The sequence below is a fragment of the Allobosea sp. P2_B12 genome (genome assembly GCF_056404835.1).
This window is the reverse complement of record NZ_JBFUDG010000013.1, coordinates 89,365-104,458: the sequence shown is the minus strand read 5'-3', so window position 1 is coordinate 104,458 and position 15,094 is coordinate 89,365. Positions and strand designations below refer to the sequence as shown.

Here is a 15,094-nt window from a genome sequence, read left to right as displayed (position 1 = left end):
GCTTTTGAACCGACGGAGCGAACAATGATCGGAAAAAGGCATCTCTACGGCCTGGCGTTGAGCGCCAGCGTGCTGGCGTCTCCCGCCCTGGCGCAGAGCGTCAACCTCTACACCACCCGCGAGCCCGCTTTGCTCAATCCGGTCCTGGAAGCCTTCACCAAGGACACCGGCGTCAAGGTCAATGCCGTCTTCCTCAAGGACGGCCTGCAGGAGCGCATCAAGGCCGAAGGCGCCAACAGCCCGGCCGATGTGATGCTGGTGGTCGATGTCGGCGAGATCAACGCGGCCGTCGACGCCGGCGTGACCCAGCCGATCAAGTCGGCGGTCGTCGACAAGATCGTCCCAGTGCAACTCCGCGGCCCCGGCGACAACTGGGTGACGCTGACCAAGCGCGCCCGCATCGTCATCGTCTCGAAGGAGCGCGTCAGCCAGGACGCCATCACCTATGAGGACCTCGCCGACCCCAAGTGGAAGGGCAAGTTCTGCATCCGCGCCGGCCAGCACCCCTATAACAACGCCTTCTTCGCGGCCTATCTCGCCCGCAACGGCGCCGAGAAGACCGAGACCTATCTCAAGGCGCTGAAGGCCAATGTCGCCCGCAAGCCCGGCGGCGGCGACCGCGACGTCGCCCGCGACATCCTCTCCGGCCAGTGCGACATCGCCCTGATCAACACCTATTATATCGGGCTGATGAGCGTCGCGAAGAACGAGCAGAAGGGCTGGTATGACGCGATCAAGCCACTCAAGACCACCTTCGCCGGTGGTGGCACCCATGTGAACGTCTCCGCCGCCGCCATCGCCAGGAATGCGCCCAACAAGGACAATGCCGTCAAGCTGGTCGAGTACATGCTCGGCGAGAAGGCCCAGGCCCTGTACGCGGACGGCAATTTCGAGTTCCCGGTCAATCAGGACGTCAAGGAAAGCGCCGCGGTGAAGCTGCTCGGCGCGGTGACGCCCGACACCACGCCGCTCGGCGACGTCGCCAAGAACCGCAAGGCGGCGGCCGATCTCGTCGACAAGGTCGGCTTCGACAATTGAGCCTGAGCGCTCCTTTCGCCACCAAGCGACGGTCGCCACTGACGTGGCGGCCGTCGACGCGTTTTGTCTTCGCCTCGCTGCTCGGTGCGGCCCTCGTCGGCCTGCCGGTGCTGGCGCTCGCGATCACGGCCCTGTCCTCGCAAGCCGCGTCGATCTGGCCGCATCTGGCGGCCAACGTCATCCCCGCCGCCCTGGCCGACACGGCGCTGCTCCTGCTCGGCGTCGGTTTGCTCTGCGCGCTCATCGGGGTCGGAGCGGCCTGGCTGGTGACCCAGTACGAGTTTCCGGGCCGGCGCGCCTTCGAATGGCTGCTGGTGCTGCCGCTGGCACTGCCGACCTACATCACCGCCTATGTCTACGTCGAATTCCTCGGCTTCCAGGGGCCCCTGCAGGGGGCCTTGCGGGCGCTGACCGGCTGGCGCTCGCTGCGCGACTACTGGTTTCCCGATCCGCGCAACCTCTTGGGCGCGATCTGCATCATGGCGATCGTGCTCTACCCTTATGTCTATCTCAGCGTGCGGGCGCTGTTTGGCCTCCAGGCCGCGGCGATCGTCGAATCGGCCCGGACTTTGGGCGCCTCGCGCGGCCGGCTGTTCTGGCGCATCGGCCTGCCGATGGCGCGGCCTGCGCTGGCCGCCGGTCTGACGCTGGCGCTGCTCGAGGCGCTGAACGACATCGGCGCCAGCGAATATCTCGGCGTCCGCTCGCTGACGCTGTCGATCTACACGACCTGGGTCAACCGCAGCTCGTTGCCCGGCGCGGCGCAGATCGCCTGTGTCATGCTGCTGATCGTCGTCGCCCTGATCCTGATCGAGGGCAGGCTGCGCGGCCAGCGTCGCTTCGCCCTGCCCGTGCGCCAGCCGCGCGCCGTCGGGCGGGTGCCGCTCGCGGGGCGCCTCGCGCTGGCGGCGAGCCTCGCCTGCGCCCTGCCGGTCCTGCTCGGCGCGGTGCTGCCGATCGGTTTTCTCGGCCTCGAGGTGCTGCGGCGCGATCTCTGGCAGCAATTCGACGCCGCCCTGCTGCGCAGCCTCGTCAATGCCCTCGTCTTTTCCGGCCTCGCCGCCGGCATCGTGATCGCGATCGGCATCGGCATCGTCGCCGCCAGCCGCCAGGGTCGCGAACCCTGGCTCCCAGCGCTGGCCCGTATCGCCTCGCTCGGCTACGCCGTTCCGGGCACCGTGCTGGCGCTCGGGCTGCTGGTGCCGCTCGCCGCCTTCGACAATGTCGTCGCCAATGCCGCGTCGCGCTGGCTCGGCTTCAACCCCGGCCTGCTGCTGATCGGCTCGGGGGCCGCGCTCGTTCTCGCCTATGTCGTGCGCTTCCTGACGATCGCGGTTTCCGGCATCGAGAGCGGGCTGGCGCGGATCTCGCCCCGCATCGACGACGCCGCACGCACGCTCGGCGCCAGCGCGCCGCAGGTGCTGCGCAAGCTGCACTGGCCCCTCGCCCGCCCGGCCATCGCGGCCGCCGCCCTGCTCGTCTTCGTCGACTGCCTGAAGGAGCTTCCTGCGACCCTGCTGCTGCGTCCGCTGAACGTCGACACGCTGGCGACCACGGTCTACGGCCACGCCGCGCGCGGCTCCTTCGAGGACGGCGCGCTGGCCGGCCTGCTGATCGTGCTCGCGGGCCTCTACCCCGCCATCAGGCTGGCGCGCGCCGCTGGCCAGCGGGCATGAGGCAGCCGGCCCGGTTCGCCGGCTCGACAAGTCGCGGCCATCGGCCTAAACCGGGCACCGCACGGGACATGATGCCGAAAGCTGGGCGCCGTATTTCGGTCGGCTTCATGCCCTCCCCATGGTGAGTGAGAGGCGGGGCATAGGCCCGGACGGTATCGCTTGGGTGCGGCCGCCGACGCACCATCTCGGCGGGACGGCAAGCCGCCCCGACGCCGGTTCGACAGTCCACCACGTTTCGAAAGCCCATCGATCCGAAAGCCCATGATCCCCGAAACCCTATGACGCGACGCGCTTCGATCCTCGTCTACAGCATCGTCATCATGCTCGGATTGCTCGGCCTGCAATCCTGGAGCATCGCGGTCGCTCGCGTCGAGAAGCACGTCATCGCGGCGATCGAGGCGCGCACCGGTCTCGTGGTGACCGGGCTCGATCGCGCCGAGATCGCGCTGTTGCCGTTGCCGCGCATCAGCCTCTCCAATGTCGGCTTCAGCCAGCGGGGCGGAGAGGTCTCGGGCCGCGCGTTACGCATCAGAGCGCGCGCCAGGCTGTTGCCGCTGCTCGTCGGGCGCGTCGATTTCGACAGGATCGACCTCGTCGCGCCGCAGATCGACGTCGCGGTGGCGCCCAAAAGCGACGGCCTCTCCGATTGGCTCGCAGCCCCGGTCGACTATCTCCAGGGCCTGCGCGGCCAGAGCCGGATCATCATCACCGCCGGCTCGATCTTCATGCGGGCGCAAGGCGCGATCGCGACCATCCTGCGCGACGTCAATCTCGTTCTCGACGAGCGCGAGGCGGAGCAGCCGCTGGCGATCTCGGGCTCGCTGACCTGGCGCGGCGTTCCCACCGAGGTCAATCTGCTCTGGCCGGTCGCGACCGGTCGCGGCCGGACCTCGCTCAGCGTGACCTCGTCGCTGCTGAAGCTGAGCTTCGACGGCACCCGCAGCGCTTCGCCGGAACCCATCACCACCGGGCAATTGAGCCTGACGACGCGGGCGCTGCCGGAGCTTCTCGGCTGGTTCGGCGAGCGGCCGCGGCTGGCCTCCGCGATCGGTGCGTTCAGCCTCACCGCCGACGCCCGGATCAGGCCGCACGACATGGCCCTGAGCAATGTCGTCGCCCGCCTCGACGCAGACCGGCTCGATGGCGCGCTGAACGTCACCATGTCGGCCGGGCGCCCGTCGCTGTCGGGCACCCTGGCCGGCGCCGAGCTGGATCTCGGGCGCCTGGTCTCGCGCATGGACATCGCCGCGCCGGACGCAGGCCCCGGTGCCGCCGCCCTGCCCTTCGACGCCTGGACCGCGCAGGACATCGATCTGCGCGTCTCGGTCGAGGCCGCGCGTTTCAACGGCGCCAGGCTCGGCGACGTCGCGACCTATCTCCTGGTCAAGACGGGCCGTTTCGAGACCGGCATCCTGCGCGCCAATGCCTATGGCGGCAGCGTCAAGGGCCGCCTGCTCGCCATGGCGACGCCTGATGGCATCGACGTCAAGCTCATCGCCGGGCTGGACAAGATCAATCTCGGCCAGGCCGGCGTCGACCTGCCGCAGATCGCCCGCCTCAGCGGCACCGGCGGCCTGCAGCTCAGCCTCGACGGGCTCGGGCGCTCGCTGCCGGAGCTGCTCGGCTCGTTCAGCGGCAAGGCGACGCTGGCCCTGCGCCAGGGCGAGCTGGCCGGCTTTGCCTTCGGCGACCTGCTGCGCCGGGCCGAGCGCAATCCAGGGCCGGCACTGCGCGACTGGCGCCAGGGCAGGACGGGTTTCGAGATCGCCAGTGCCAATGCCGTCATCGCCAACGGTGTTCTGACGCTCGGCGATGCGCAGATGGCGGGTCAGGGCTATCGGCTGACGCTGGCGGGCACCGCCTCGCTGCCGACGCAGACCCTCGACATGCTGGCCCTGCTGCAGCCAACGACGGGCGCACTGAGGCTGCCCTTCAGCCTGACGGGTCCGATCGAGGCGCCGACGCTCGAACTCGAGCCGGAATCGATGCTGCGCCCGACCGGGGCGATCGGCGGCGCGCCTCTGCCGCTGCGCTGAGAGCATCGGCCCGAAAAGTGGCATGCGGTTTTCGGGAAAGCCGATGCTGCCACAATGCGCCGGATCATCGGATCGGATACGACATCCGGTCCGATAATCTGGCGCCTGTTTTCCCCGCTTCCGTTCGACGTCGAATTCAGCTTGGATGGCGTCAAGGCCGCGCGACGGCTGCACAGGGCAAGGAAACCGGCGAATGAAATACTGGATCGCGGCCACGGCCGGCGTCGTGGGATGGATGGCGATGGCGATGATCGAGGCGCAGCCGGCTGCGGCCCAAAATGCGGCCCAGGATCTGGTCACCGAGAAGAAGGTCTTCACGCTGCCGAGCTACACGACGCAGGGCGGCCGCACCCTCAAGGACGTCAAGGTCGGCTGGGAGAGCTACGGCACGCTCAATGCCGACAAATCCAATGCCATCCTGATCTGCCACTTCTTCTCCGGCAACTCGCATGCGGCCGGCAAATACGACGCCAAGGACGCCGCGCCCGGTTACTGGGACGCGATCATCGGCCCGGGCAAGGCGATCGATACCAACAAATACTTCGTGCTCTCCTCGGACACGCTGGTGAACCTCAACACCGGCGACCCGAAGACGACGACGACCGGCCCGGCCTCGGTCAACCCCGACACGGGCAAGCCCTATGCGCTCGACTTCCCGATCGTGACCGTCGGCGATTTCGTCAATGTCCAGAAGGCGCTGGTCGAAAGCCTCGGCATCAAGCGTCTGGCGCTGGTCGCCGGCCCCTCGATGGGCTCGCTGCAGACCTTCGAATGGGCGGCGTCCTATCCCGAGATGGTCGCCAAGGCCATGCCGGTGATCGGCGCCGGCGAGGCCGATGCGCAGCTCATCGCCTGGCTCGACGTCTGGGCTGCGCCCATCCTGGTCGATCCGAACTGGAACAAGGGCGATTATTACGGCAAGACACCGCCGAATGCCGGTCTCGCCAAGGCGCTGGCGGTGGTGACGCTGCAGGCCAACCACGCCGACTGGGCCAACGCCACCTTCGGCCGCCGCCCGGCCAAGCCGGACGAAGACCCGGCCAAGGCCCTGTCCAACCGCTTCCAGGTCCAGAGCATCCTCGACAATGCCGGCGAGGCCCGCGCCAAAGTCTCCGACGCGAACCATTTCCTCTATCTGGTCAAGGCGAACCAGCTCTTCGCCGCGGGCGGCACCTCGCTCGCGGATGCCGCCACGAAGATCAAGGCACCGATGCTGCTGATCACCCAGCCGAAGGACCTCGTCTTCACTGCCGACACCGTCAACCACACGGCCGAGACCCTGAAGAAGGGCGGGGTCGACCTGACCCATGTCCTGATCCAGGGCTCGCGCGGCCATCTCGACGGCGTCATCTCGATGAAGCAGGCCGAAGCCGCGATCCGGGCCTTCCTGGAAAAATAGCTACAGCTAAGGCGGAGTCGGGCGCGCTGGACTGGCCAAGCCGCGCCGCCCTGCGCTATCGCTGACGCGATCGGGGGGCAGCGGTTGATCGCGAAGCAGCGCATGGGAGGGAGATCTCCAGTCGGAAGGTCCTGGGTCGCGCTCGTGGCGGCCTATGCCGTCCTGCTTCAGGCCTTCTTCGGCAGCGCGCTGCTGGGGCAGAGCCTCGGCCCCGCCTTGCTCGACAAGGCGATCCATCTGACGCTGTGCGCGCCCGGCGCGGAAGGCGTCCCCAAGCCTGACGATGCGTCGATCCCGCATCTCCCCGCCTGCTGCCAGAGCGGCTGCAGCGCGCTCGGCGTTGCCTACGCCGCGCCGCCCGCCAAGATGTTGCTGCTTGGCTCGCCGGCCCGCTCCAGCGCCCCGACCTCCTTCCACGATCCCGCGCCTCCGGGCCTGCCCGGCCATGACCGGCTCGCCGGCCGGCCACGCGGACCCCCTTCCCTCGTCTGACGCGGGGCGGCCGATGCGGCCGCCTGCCATGCCGGGCACCGGTCGCCACAAGCTTGGCGCGCGCGGTCCCGGCGCTGTCCATCCAGACCGTCTACGAGGATCATCCATGACCGCTCATGCGGATTTCGAGGCGCGTGCCGAAGCCGGCCGTGCCATCGGGCTTTCGTCCGAACTCAAGGCGTTCGTCGCCAGGCTTCACTTCTATGCCGGGCTGTTCGTCGGCCCGTTCATCCTGGTCGCGGCGCTCACCGGCACGCTCTATGTGCTGACGCCGCAACTGGAAACGCTGCTCTACCGCCAGCAACTGACGGCGGCCACGACCGGCGAGCCTGCGCCACTCGCAGCCCAGATCGCTGCTGCCCGCAGCCATGTCGGCGAAGGCCCGCGCCTCTTCGCCCTACGGCCTGCACCGTCGCGAGGCGAGACCAGCCGCGTGATGTTCGCGCAGCAGGGCCTCGGCGATTCCGAAAGTCGCGCCGTCTTCATCGATCCGGTCTCGCTGGCGGTGCGGGGCGATCTCGTCGTCTACGGCACCAGCGGCATCCTGCCCTTCCGCACGACGCTCGACTACCTGCACCGCAACCTGCTGCTCGGCGAATTCGGCCGCAACTACAGCGAACTCGCCGCCTCCTGGCTCTGGGCGGTGGCGCTCGGCGGCGTCCTGCTCTGGTTCTGGCGGCGGCATCCTCAGGCCGCGAAACGCGCCGCGATCAACCCGGCGCTGCGGCTGCGACGCTGGCACGGCCTGACCGGGCTTGCGCTGTCGCTGGGCCTCGTCTTCGTCTCGGTCACCGGGCTGACCTGGTCGAAACATGCCGGCGACCGGATCGACGCCCTGCGCGCGACGCTCGGCTGGGTCACGCCTTCCGTTTCGGTGAAGCTCGACGCAGCTCCGGTCGCCGGAGGCGAACATGCCCATCACGGCACGGCCACCTCCGCCATGCCGATCATGCAACCCGGTAGCGCCGCGCAATTCGACGCCGTCCTCGCGGCGGCTCAAAAGGCCGGCATCGACTCGCCCCATCTCGAGATCCGTCCGCCGCGCGCCGAGGGCCAGGCCTGGCTGGTGCGGGAATACGACCGGAGCTGGCCGACGCAGGTCGATACCATCGCGGTCGATCCGCGCGATCTGTCCGTAGTCAGCCGTGCCGATTTCGAGACCTTCCCGCTGATCGCCAAGCTGATCCGCTGGGGCATCGACCTGCATATGGGCATCCTGTTCGGCTGGCCGAACCAGATGCTGATGGCCGGCCTTGGCATCGCGCTCATCGTGCTGACGCTGCTGGGTTATCGCATCTGGTGGCGCCAGCGCCCATCGGCCGGAGCCCTTCCGCGCACGCTCATCCAGTCCTGGCTGCGCCTGCGCGGGTTGGAGCGGGCGGCGATGCTGCTGGTCGCAGCCGCGCTCGGATGGGCCTTGCCTCTCATCGGCGCCAGCCTCGCGCTGTTCCTGATCGTCGATATTGCCCGCTGGCGAATGGCCCGCAGTTCCTGATCCCTTCCCTTCGGAGCGCCGCCATCACCGGCGGCGCTCCCCACCGCTCAGAAGCCGATATTCAAGCCCATGCGCAGCATGTCGCCACGGGTCTTCGCCCGCATCGTCGCATATTCGTCGGTGAAGAAGCCGAGCGTCTCGCTGAGCACGACGCGCTGCGTTCCGAGATCGTAGCGGAGATAGTCGAATTTCAGCGACAGCATCGGCCCCAGCGCATATTCGAGACCGCCGCCCAGAGCCCAGCCCGAGGCCATCTGCCCGTTCGAGCCCGCATAGGTCGGGTTGTTCGTCGGGTCGGGGTTGATCGCGCCGCGCTGGCCGAGATGGCCATAGGCATAGCCGCCGGTGGCGAAGACCATGAGGTCGCCGAAGGCGACGCCGGCCCGCGCGCGCACGGTGCCGAGCGTGAACAGCTCGTTTTGCGTCTGCGTCGTCACCTGGACGCCGAAGGGATTGACCGTCGACGACTTACGGCCGCCGGTGTGCATCGCCGAGAAATCCGTCTCGGCTCCCAGCACGACCATGCCGATCTGGTAGTTGAAGCCGGCCTGGCCCGAGATCGTGACGTTGCGGCCCGAGGGCGACAGCCGCGACGCGACATTGCCGGCATCGATCGAGGTCTGGACCTCGTTGTTGGGCCCGACGCCGGCGATCCGCGTCGGCGAACTCTGGTCGGCACCGCCGACCGAGCCGCCGACATAAAAGCCGGTCCAGCGCGGCTTGCCGGGCAGGAGCGCAGGCGGCAGTTCGGGAATCTCGGCCGGCTGTACCGGAGCCGGGCCGGACGGCGGCGCAAACGGCGCCTGCCGGGCCGGCGCGACGCGGGCGGGCGCGACATCGCGCGGCGTGAAGTCGGCGCGGCGGCTGCGCGGCTGCAACGCCGGGCAGACGGGGCACATCGCGGCAACCTGGACGCGGTTGCGGCTGGGCGCGCCGGGCGCCAGACGCAGCGCCTCCGCGACATGCGGCGAACCCGGATAGAGCCGGGCGAAGAGCCGCAGGGATTCGGCATCGCCCGCGCGCACCGTCTCGGCCCATGCCGTCTCCTCCGTGCGCAAGGTGAAGCTGCGATACAGCCGCACGGTGCGTTCGTCGTCAGGATGAGCGTCGAGCGTGGCGCGATAGATGTCGCGCCGGTCCCAGGCGATGGCGGCGCGATAGGCGTCGGCCGGTGCCATGGCGCGGAGCGCCGCCGCTGTCGGCCGCATCGTCAGCGAGGGGCCCGGCGCCGTGGCCGGAGCTGCCGGCGCCGTACCGGGCGCAGTCGCCGGACGCTGGAAGAAGGTGAAGTCGGTAATCAGCGAGGAGGTCTCCCAGGGGATCTGCTGGCCGCTGGTGGTGTCGTGGACGGCAAGCCGGATGCGGCGGAAGAGCTGCTCGATCGGCAGGCCAGGCTCGCGCATCTCGCGCAGGAAGGCGGTGGTGAAGGGGCTGTTGGTTCCCGTGCCGTCAGCGGCGGTGGCGCCCGGCGAGGTCGAGAAGGCTACGAAGGTGCCGCTGCCGGAATCGATCCGCGCCAGACCGGCCTCCGAGCGGATGCCTTCGCTGACGCCGTCGACGAGCTGGAGCGAGAGCCCGCGCGCGAGCTCGGCATTGGCGAAGGGGTTGTTGCGGCAGGCGTCGAGCACGACGATCTTGGAGACCGCGCCGGTGCCGTCGAGCCGCCGCAGGATCTCGCTCAGCGACAGCGCCCGCGATGCCAGATCGGTCGAGCGCGTCAGCCGCACATCGACCGGCAGCAGATAGTTGGTGCCGTCGAGCTGGACCGCATGGCCGGCATAATAGACCATCGCGGTCGCGCCGGTGCCGGCGGCACGGACCCGCTCGATGAAGGTATCGAGCGCGCTGCGCATCCCCGCCAGCGTCGCATCGGTCGCGGGCACGACGTCGAAGCCGGCCTCCTGCAGCACGGTGCGCGTCGCATTGGCGTCGTTCAGCGCGTTCTGCAGCGGCGCGACCCCGGTATAGCCGCCATTGCCGATGACGAAGGCGAGCCGCTTGGGCGCCTGCGCCGATGCGGCGCCCATCGTCACAATCGCAAACGCCATGGCGATAGCGGCGAACGCCGCCGCGAGCCTCCCTGATCCGAGCCGCATGCTGCCTCCCGATTCGCGTGATTCCCCGCCCGAGTATCGCCAAGCCGCACCGGGCCGGCATCATCCAATTGACGGAGGTCGCGGACTCGGGGGCGACAGTTACACGACGATGCATGGAACCGCGCCGTCATTCCGGACAAGCCGCGAAACGGCTCCGATCCGGGATGAAGACTTCGCTTGCTTGTCTCTCAATTGAGAGACATACTCCGCCTCGATCAGCAAGGGGAGCTCTCACGGTGGCTGCACGCACATCGATGTTGCATGTCCGCATCGACGATCACCTCAAGACGGAAGCGGCGGAAACGCTCGCCGGCTTCGGCCTCTCCGTTTCGGATGCCGTGCGCATTCTGCTGACCCGTGTTGTCAAGGAAGGCGGTCTCCCCGCAGGACTTGCTGTCGATCCCGAAGCCCATGACGCCTGGTTTCGGACCAAGGTGCGCGAAGCCCTGGCCGATCCGGGGGCCGGTCTGCCCCACGAACAGGTCATGGATGAGGTGCAGGCCCTGATCGACAGGAAGCACCTTGCCAAAGCTTGAATGGCGTCAGGTGGCGCGCGCTGACCTGTTGTCCATCGTGGACTACATCGCGGACGACAACCCCGAGGCGGCCCAACGCCTGAAGAACGAGATCGAAGCGAAGGTTGCGAAGCTACCGGCCTTCCCGAAGCTTTTCCGATCCGGCCGGGTTGAGGGCACACGGGAAATGACCATCGGGGCCAATTATATTGTCGTTTATGCGGAGGACGACACGACCATCCGCATCCTGCGGGTCCTGCACGCCGCACGGCAATGGCCGCCAAGCCAAGGCTAGGGCGCTCTGCGCCCTACCGGGAAACCCTGGCAACCGGCCTACCCCGCCCGGACCACCGCCCCCACCCCGTCGATCACGAACTGCACCGCCAGAGCCGCCAGGATGACGCCGAGCAGGCGCGTCAGCACGACGTTGCCGGTGATGCCGAGCAGGCGGGCCAGCGGCACGGCCAGCCAGAACACGACGAGGCAGGACAAGATCACCAGGCCGCAGATCAGCGCGAGCGCGGCCAGCCTCAGCGGGTCGCCGTCCGCCCGGCCCGCCAGCAGGATGATCGCGGTCAGCGCACCCGGCCCCGCCATCAGTGGGATCGCCAGCGGAAAGGCCGCGACATTGCGGATGTGATCCTGCGTGATCGCCGCCGTCGCCGTCTGCTGCTTGCGCTCGCTGCGGCGCTCGAACACCATCTCGAAGGCGATCCAGAACAGCAGCAGCCCGCCAGCGATGCGGAAGGCCGGCAGCGAGACGCCGAGCGCCTTCAGCACCACATCGCCCGCCACGCCGAAGAAGGCGAGGATGCCGAAGGCAATGATGCAGGCCCGGACCGCGACCTGCCGGCGCTCGCCCGTCGACATGCCCTGCGTCAACGACAGGAAGATCGGCGCCAGCCCTGGAGGGTCGAGCGTGACGAGCAGCGTCACAAGGGCGGAGGTGAGGAAATCGAGGAGCATGGGGGCAGTTAAGACACGCCGCGCGCCGCACCGGAAGGGCCGACGGCTCTGAAGCGCAGCGGCCTACGCTCAGCCCTCATCCTGAGGAGCTGCGCAGCAGCGTCTCGAAGGATGCTCCAGGAGGTTCCGGAGCGAGCTGGAGCATCCTTCGAGACGGTCGCCAAGGCGACCTCCTCAGGATGAGGGCTGGAGGATCAGTCAACGCGTCGCCACGTCGCTCGAGCCTGTTTTCGCTCCCAGCGAAGTCCAATCAAGGCGGGAATGTGGAGAGGATCGGAAGGCGTTTCCGAAACGGCATACAAGTACTTGATTTAATTGAATTTATTTTCCACCGAAAAGCCGGTGGCGCGGCTGGCCTAAACCACTGGAATCGGGTAGCCAGAAGCCTGAAAACAAGCAGGAATCGGGACCCAATCCCTTGAGCGACGACACAGACGACAAGCGCCCGGACGAGCCGCATTTCGGCGGCGACATCAAGCCGATCGCGATCACCGACGAAATGAAGAAGAGCTATCTCGATTACGCCATGAGCGTGATCGTGAGCCGCGCTCTGCCCGACGTCCGCGACGGCCTCAAGCCCGTGCACCGGCGCATCCTGTTCTCGATGCACGAGAACAAGAACCTGCCCGACCGGCCCTACACCAAATGCGCCCGCATCGTCGGCGACACGATGGGTAAATACCATCCGCACGGCAATCTCGCGGTCTATGACGCGCTGGTGCGCATGGCGCAGGACTTCTCGCTGCGCCTGCCGCTGATCGACGGCCAGGGCAATTTCGGCTCGATGGACGGCGATTCACCGGCGGCCGATCGTTATACGGAAGCCCGGCTCGACAAGGCGGCGATGCCGCTGCTGGAGGACCTCGACCTCGACACCGTCGAGTTCCAGCCAAACTATGACGGCAAGGAGCGCGAGCCCAAGGTCCTGCCGGCGCGCTATCCCAACCTGCTCGTCAACGGCGCCGGCGGCATCGCGGTCGGCATGGCGACCAACATCCCGCCGCATAATCTCGGCGAGGTGATCGATGCCTGCGTCGCGCTGATCGACAATCCCGAGATCACGATCGACGAGCTGATCGAGATCGTGCCCGGTCCGGACTTCCCGACCGGCGCCTCGATCATGGGCCGCAGCGGCATCCACGCCGCCTATCACACCGGCCGCGGCTCGGTGGTGATGCGCTCGAAGACGCATATCGAGGAGCTCCGCAAGGAGCGCGAGGCGATCATCGTCACCGAGGTTCCCTATCAGGTGAACAAGGCCTCGATGGTCGAGAAGATCGCCGACATGGTGCGCGAGAAGCGCATCGAGGGCATCTCCGACCTGCGCGACGAATCCAGCCGCGAGGGCGTGCGCGTCGTCATCGAGATCAAGCGCGACGCGCTGGCCGACGTGGTGCTGAACCAGCTCTATCGCTTCACCCAGCTCCAGACCTCCTTCGGCTGCAACTTCGTCGCGCTGACCGGCGGCCGCCCGGAGGTCCTGAACCTCAAGGACTTCATCGTCGCCTTCGTCGAGTTCCGCGAGGAGGTCGTCTCGCGGCGCACGCGCTTCCTGCTCAACAAGGCCCGCGAGCGCGCCCATGTGCTCTGCGGCCTGGCGACGGCGGTGGCGAATATCGACGAGGTCATCCGCCTGATCCGCACCGCGCCGACGCCGGCCGTCGCGCACGCCTCGTTGATGGACCGCGACTGGCCGGCCGAGGACATCGCCCCGCTGATCGCGCTGGTCGACGATCCGCGCCATCCGATCAATGCCGACGGCACCTATCGCCTGTCGGACGCGCAGGCCAAGGCGATCCTCGAACTGCGCCTCGCCCGCCTGACGGCTCTGGGCCGCGACGAAATCGGCGACGAGCTGCAGAAGCTCGCCACCGAGATCGCCGATTATCTCGACATCCTGCGCTCGCGCGTCCGCATCCAGACGATCATCAAGCACGAACTGGCCGAGATCAGAGCCGCGTTCGCCACGCCGCGCCGCACCGTGATCCAGGACTGGGGTTCCGATCTCGACGACGAAGATTTGATCGCGCGCGAGGACATGGTCGTGACCGTGTCCCATGCCGGTTACATCAAGCGCGTGCCGCTCTCGACCTATCGGGCGCAGCGCCGCGGCGGCAAGGGCCGCTCCGGCATGGCGACCCGCGACGAGGATTTCGTCGCCCGCCTCTTCGTCGCCAACACCCATACGCCGGTGCTGTTCTTCTCCTCGCTCGGCCAGGTCTACAAGGAAAAGGTCTGGCGCCTGCCGCTGGCGGCGCCGAACGCCAAGGGCAAGGCGCTGGTCAACATGCTGCCGCTCGAAAAGGGCGAGCGCATCACCACGATCATGCCGCTGCCGGAGGACGAGGAGAGCTGGGACAAGCTCGACGTAATGTTCGCCACGGCGTCCGGCGGCGTCCGGCGCAACAAGCTGTCGGACTTCGTCAACGTCAACCGCGCCGGCAAGATCGCGATGAAGCTCGACGAGGGCGACGCCATCGTCGACGTGCAGATCTGTACCGAGGGCAACGACGTCCTGCTAACCACCGCGCTCGGCCAGTGCATCCGCTTCGCGGTGCCCGAGGTGCGCGTCTTCAAGGGCCGCGATTCGACCGGCGTGCGCGGCATCAACCTGGGCAAGGGCGACATCGTCATCTCGATGGCGATCCTGCACCATCTCGACGCCACGCCGGATGAACGCGCCGCTTATCTCAAGCGCTCGGCCGCTGCCCGCAAGGCCTTCAACGGCGAAGGCGACGACAGCGCGGAGACCGTGGTTCCGGTCGATACCGAGGAGCCCGCCGGCGACATCGAACTCGGCCTTGAGCGCTATGCCCAGATGGACGCATCCGAGCAGTTCATCCTGACCCTGTCGGAAAAGGGCTACGGCAAGCGCACCTCGTCCTTCGAGTACCGGGTCACCGGGCGCGGCGGCAAGGGCATCGTCGCCATGGTCGTCAACGACCGCAACGGCAAGCTGATCGCCTCCTTCCCGGTCGATGAGCGCGACCAGATCATGCTCGTCACCGATGGCGGACAGGTCATCCGCGTTCCCGTCGATGCCGGCCCGGGCAACCGTATCCGCATCGCCGGCCGCTCGACGCAGGGCGTCACGGTGTTCAACACCGACGCCAGCGAGAAGGTGGTCTCGGTCGAGCGCATCGGCGACGAGGGCGACAGCGAAGAGGGCGAGGCCGAAGCCGGCCCGGCGCCGGAGGAGAACGGCGGGGAGTGATCTCCTCGCCGGTGGCTCACACGTCATGCTCGCCCTTGTGGCGAGCATCCACGTCTTGGTCATAGGGCTCGACGAAGGAAGACGTGGATGGTCGGGACAAGCCCGACCATGACGGCAACCGTCTACAGGGCCCGTTAGCCCCCTCAGCCCACATCCTTCGAGACGCC

At 68.0% G+C, this 15,094-nt stretch carries 11 protein-coding genes; 9 read left to right on the top strand and 2 right to left on the bottom strand.

What is annotated here, in order from left to right; genetic code table 11:
- Positions 1-24: 24 nt before the first annotated feature.
- The 6 genes from AC1DYU_RS23175 (at position 25) to AC1DYU_RS23150 (ending at position 8,136) form a co-directional block, all read left to right on the top strand.
- Positions 25-1,038, top strand: coding sequence for an extracellular solute-binding protein (locus AC1DYU_RS23175; RefSeq protein ID WP_476793694.1), 1,014 nt, complete (start codon positions 25-27; stop codon positions 1,036-1,038).
- Positions 1,035-2,714, top strand: coding sequence for an ABC transporter permease (locus tag AC1DYU_RS23170; RefSeq protein ID WP_476793693.1), 1,680 nt, complete (start codon positions 1,035-1,037; stop codon positions 2,712-2,714). Before AC1DYU_RS23175 ends, AC1DYU_RS23170 begins: the two co-directional genes overlap by 4 nt.
- A 278-nt stretch (positions 2,715-2,992) precedes the next feature.
- Positions 2,993-4,750: an AsmA family protein gene (locus tag AC1DYU_RS23165; RefSeq protein ID WP_476793692.1), complete on the top strand. Its 1,758-nt coding sequence runs from the start codon at positions 2,993-2,995 to the stop codon at positions 4,748-4,750.
- A 193-nt stretch (positions 4,751-4,943) separates the two neighbouring features.
- Entirely contained in the window at positions 4,944-6,149 is a 1,206-nt protein-coding gene (locus AC1DYU_RS23160; RefSeq protein WP_476793691.1) for an E22 family MetX-like putative esterase, read from the top strand.
- A 144-nt stretch (positions 6,150-6,293) separates the two neighbouring features.
- On the top strand, positions 6,294-6,641 hold the full coding sequence (locus tag AC1DYU_RS23155) for a hypothetical protein (protein WP_158484832.1): 348 nt from the start codon (positions 6,294-6,296) through the stop codon (positions 6,639-6,641).
- Between the two features lie 106 nt (positions 6,642-6,747).
- Positions 6,748-8,136: a PepSY-associated TM helix domain-containing protein gene (locus AC1DYU_RS23150; protein WP_476793690.1), complete on the top strand. Its 1,389-nt coding sequence runs from the start codon at positions 6,748-6,750 to the stop codon at positions 8,134-8,136.
- 47 nt (positions 8,137-8,183) lie between these two features.
- Here the strand turns inward: AC1DYU_RS23150 and AC1DYU_RS23145 are convergent, their stop codons facing one another.
- A complete protein-coding gene (locus AC1DYU_RS23145) occupies positions 8,184-10,184 on the bottom strand; it encodes a caspase family protein (protein ID WP_476793689.1) in 2,001 nt (666 codons plus the stop codon).
- Between the two features lie 284 nt (positions 10,185-10,468).
- Between AC1DYU_RS23145 and AC1DYU_RS23140 the strand changes: the two genes are divergently transcribed.
- Positions 10,469-10,768: a type II toxin-antitoxin system RelB/DinJ family antitoxin gene (locus AC1DYU_RS23140; protein ID WP_476793688.1), complete on the top strand. Its 300-nt coding sequence runs from the start codon at positions 10,469-10,471 to the stop codon at positions 10,766-10,768.
- On the top strand, positions 10,755-11,042 hold the full coding sequence (locus AC1DYU_RS23135) for a type II toxin-antitoxin system RelE/ParE family toxin (RefSeq protein ID WP_476793687.1): 288 nt from the start codon (positions 10,755-10,757) through the stop codon (positions 11,040-11,042). The genes AC1DYU_RS23140 and AC1DYU_RS23135 overlap by 14 nt, the downstream gene beginning before the upstream one ends.
- Positions 11,043-11,080: 38 nt before the next feature.
- Here the strand turns inward: AC1DYU_RS23135 and AC1DYU_RS23130 are convergent, their stop codons facing one another.
- The gene (locus AC1DYU_RS23130) at positions 11,081-11,713 is read right to left on the bottom strand and encodes a MarC family protein (protein ID WP_476793686.1); all 633 of its coding nucleotides are present in this window, start codon (positions 11,711-11,713) and stop codon (positions 11,081-11,083) included.
- Positions 11,714-12,131: 418 nt separating this feature from the next.
- Here AC1DYU_RS23130 and gyrA point away from each other — a divergent pair, with 418 nt between their 5' ends.
- The gene (gene gyrA / locus AC1DYU_RS23125; protein WP_476793685.1) at positions 12,132-14,927 is read left to right on the top strand and encodes a DNA gyrase subunit A; all 2,796 of its coding nucleotides are present in this window, start codon (positions 12,132-12,134) and stop codon (positions 14,925-14,927) included.
- The last annotated feature ends 167 nt before the right edge of the window (positions 14,928-15,094 follow it).

What these genes read in the sequence shown, in the direction of transcription:
- AC1DYU_RS23175 (WP_476793694.1), top strand. Translation starts at nt 25, where the DNA reads ATGATCGGAAAAAGGCATCTCTACGGCCTGGCGTTGAGCGCCAGCGTG.
- AC1DYU_RS23165 (WP_476793692.1), top strand. Translation starts at nt 2,993, where the DNA reads ATGACGCGACGCGCTTCGATCCTCGTCTACAGCATCGTCATCATGCTC.
- AC1DYU_RS23160 (WP_476793691.1), top strand. Translation starts at nt 4,944, where the DNA reads ATGAAATACTGGATCGCGGCCACGGCCGGCGTCGTGGGATGGATGGCG.
- AC1DYU_RS23150 (WP_476793690.1), top strand. Translation starts at nt 6,748, where the DNA reads ATGACCGCTCATGCGGATTTCGAGGCGCGTGCCGAAGCCGGCCGTGCC.
- AC1DYU_RS23145 (WP_476793689.1), bottom strand. Translation starts at nt 10,184, where the DNA reads ATGGCGTTTGCGATTGTGACGATGGGCGCCGCATCGGCGCAGGCGCCC.
- AC1DYU_RS23130 (WP_476793686.1), bottom strand. Translation starts at nt 11,713, where the DNA reads ATGCTCCTCGATTTCCTCACCTCCGCCCTTGTGACGCTGCTCGTCACG.